This window comes from Phyllobacterium sp. P5_D12, from assembly GCF_054049495.1.
In genome coordinates, this window is the sequence record NZ_JBFUMG010000512.1 from 1 (window position 1) to 3,185 (window position 3,185).

The window sequence follows — 3,185 nt, forward strand, 5'->3', positions numbered from 1 at the left end:
GCGAGATCCTTCATGAAGTTGTCGTTTATGCCAACATCCGTCAACGCCCCGCCGAGGGCACCAGATGCCGCGCCGACTGCGGCGCCGATCAGCGGATTGAGAAAGAGGACGCCAATCAGCAGACCCCAGAAACTGCCGGATACCGCGCCGGCTGCTGTCGTGCTCACCAACTGGTTGAGCTTGATTTTGCCCGCATCTGTCTTTGTGGCGATGACAGCGTCGCCAAGCGTGATCAGATATTCTTTCTGGAGTTCGAGGAGACGATTGCGTACCTCTTCGGCTTTGGGTTCGGTGGGATAGACGATCACGATAAGATCAGACATGTTGCCTCCAGTTCTGTACGGTGACTAACGCTGGGACGCGCTGTAAAAAAACTATATCGTGCCCGACACGTCGAAGAGATTAGCCATGAATCCCAGAGCTATGCATTGTGTTTCTTTTTCCTTCGAAGGGCGACTGCACATTGAACAAGYGGTCAATCGCTTGGTGGCGGATTGTCGGCGCTCCGCGACCGTTCGAAGAAAAATGCCTTCAGGCGAGAAACATCTTCCGGTTGAATGTTTTGCGGGGCGGTAACGTCAACCCAGCCGTCGATGTAATGCTCCGGGGCGTAGACATGACCGTATCCCATCGGCGAGGTCGTGGCGATGGCCATGTCGAACAGGAACTGTAGCATTGTGACCCCTGGAATCCAGCGGAGGCTTGGCGAGACATCGGGACCACGCGGGCTCTTCATCCAATCCGGCTCCCGATAGAGCGCGTGAAAATCGAAGAACGTCACAGGATCGCTGGCATATTGGAGATAGACGATGCGAAGAGGTCCCCAGACGGCACTGGGGATATCGAGAGCGTTGTTCTGGTTGGTGAACCGTATGATCGAACCGTCGCGGAAGCGCGGCAGCCACGCTGGCGAACCAGGATTTCGGCCTGCCGTCACGGAGTTCCAAATGCGGCTCTGGAAAGGTGGACCGCTCCACAGAGCGCCTTGGAAAGGATCCCCGATAATATCGTAGAGATGGGCTGAAAGTTCGGAGTTCATCGCGCCCAGGCTCAGGCCATACAAGTACAGTTTGGGTCGGCTGTCACGCGGGAGCGTAGCCCAGTAGCGGTATACTTCGCGAAACAGCGCCTGGCCTGCTTCGGCGCCGTAGCCCGGTTCCACGAGCAAGGATAGCCAACTGCTGAGATAGGAATATTGCACGGCGACGCTGGCGATATCGCCATGATGTAGATACTCGACAGTGTCGATACCCTCCGGATCGACCCATCCTGTTCCCGTGGGAACGATGACAATCAACGCCGATCGTTCGAACCCGCCATCACGCTTCAATTCTTCAAGCGCGAGGCGCGCTCGTTCATCGGCCGTTTCCGCGGAATTCAACCCGACATAGACACGAACGGGATCCAGCGCTTTTGCGTTGAAGAAACTGCCAATCTGCGCACCGGTAGGTCCAGATGCGATAAACGCGCGCCCTTGYCGCCCGAGGTCCTGCCAGTCGAGGACCGAGCCTGGACCGCCAGGTTTTGTGGGATCCGAGGGGCGTATCGAGCCGTCATCGATCCTGGCATCGAGTTCGCGAAAGGATGTGTCCACCATACGCAAGACGACCTTGAACAAGACGCCCTGCGCCACCGACCAGAAGAGTACTACCGCCAGAACACCGCCGATGACCTTGGAAACACGGCGCGGCACGAGGCGGTTCAACCAGCGCGAGAAAAGCCGGAATGTCCGCTTGAAGAGGCGGGCGAGCAGAATGACCACCAGAAAAATACCGAGCGCGATAGCTGCAAGTTCAATTGGTTCCACACTTTCAACCGGCCCAAGTCCCATGAGGCTCCGCACGGTGTTTTGCCATTCGGCGGCCTTCCACAGAAAAACGCCGGCGGTTCCGATACACAGGATGACAGCAATCCATTTGGCCGCTTTCTGAACCCGCGCGCTTGGAACTGGAATTTCCAGATAGCGCCAGAGCCACACCACTGCGACACCCACGCCATAGCCGAGCGCTGCGCAAAACCCGGAGAGCGCACCCTGAACAAGGAAAGAGCGTGGCATGAGGCTAGGCGTAAGGGATGCGGCAAAGAAGAGAATACCGACAAGCAGACCAATGGCGGAGAACGACTTTGCCAAGACTGAAATATAAGCTTTCATCGGATTCCCCATCGGAGAGAGATGGCAGTTTGAAGTCGACCGCAGTGACGCAATGCATAGACACCCTGTCTTGTTGAAGAGTGATGTCAATTTCCAACCGGTGTCACGGTGATACTAACTATCCAGTCGTCAATTATTCGTTGTTGACGCGATGGCCAATTAATATGCGATCCTGACACAGGCGAGATACCCTCGATGCGGATCACGGCAGGAAATACGGGAAATTTGAACTGAGAGCTTGTTTTTGGGATTCCATGCCTATCACAGATAATTGGAGCACCACTATATTCGCATCATTGCGCTTGCTGCGCTTGTCGCACGCCGCGAAATTGGTGACCTCACATAGGGATAGAGGAGGTGTTTCAGTTTCATCTTTCGGCCTGTCGCTTGCAAGCGCGATAACTGAAAGGGGAGCCAGCATCGGTACCTGATCCGATGATTGGCGGTTCAACCACGAACGATTTCTACGATGCTTTGGCGGGATGTAGCGGGAGGGCGCCGTCGGCCACGGTTTGTCGTCTTGGCGACCACAGATTGAGCAAAAGCCCAGGAAACCGCGCCATCACACCTTGGTGTCCTTCGAACAACTCGGCGTAATCCGTTGGCTTAACGGGAGACATGAAATGACCACTGCCAATACCGCGCCAAAGACCGTGATGCAAAGACTGCTGGATGGCGTCGAGAGAGTGGGAAACATGGTTCCCCATCCCGTCATCATCTTCCTCATCCTGATTGGCATTGTTATCGTCCTGTCCGCCATTCTCGGTGCCTTCGGGGCGGCGGTCAGCTTTGAGCGCATCAATCCGGACACCCACGAGATCGAAACCGMTTCAACGGAAATACGCAGCCTTCTGAACGTGGAAGGCATTCGCTTCCTCTACTCCTCGCTCATTCCCAACTTCATGAGTTTCACGGCGGTGGGGCTGATGATCGCCGCCATGATCGGCGCGGGTGTAGCAGAGGAGTCCGGTCTGGTCACGGCGCTGATACGCAAGCTCGTCATCGTTTCACCGCGTTGGGCCCTGACCTACAT

3 protein-coding genes are annotated in these 3,185 nt (G+C 56.0%); 1 reads left to right on the forward strand and 2 read right to left on the reverse strand.

Annotated features, from left to right (window positions below; genetic code table 11):
• Both ACXJ5O_RS22685 and ACXJ5O_RS22690 read right to left on the reverse strand, forming a co-directional pair.
• Window positions 1–323 (reverse strand): DUF1269 domain-containing protein (locus tag ACXJ5O_RS22685; RefSeq protein WP_457301873.1); only part of this gene is annotated, 323 nt, incomplete at its 3' end.
• A 152-nt stretch (window positions 324–475) separates the two neighbouring features.
• Complete coding sequence (locus tag ACXJ5O_RS22690; RefSeq protein ID WP_457301874.1) at window positions 476–2,152, reverse strand: alpha/beta hydrolase; 1,677 nt, start codon at window positions 2,150–2,152, stop codon at window positions 476–478.
• A gap of 623 nt (window positions 2,153–2,775) precedes the next feature.
• Here ACXJ5O_RS22690 and ACXJ5O_RS22695 point away from each other — a divergent pair.
• The coding region (locus tag ACXJ5O_RS22695; RefSeq protein WP_457301875.1) for an AbgT family transporter at window positions 2,776–3,185 on the forward strand (410 nt) is incomplete at its 3' end.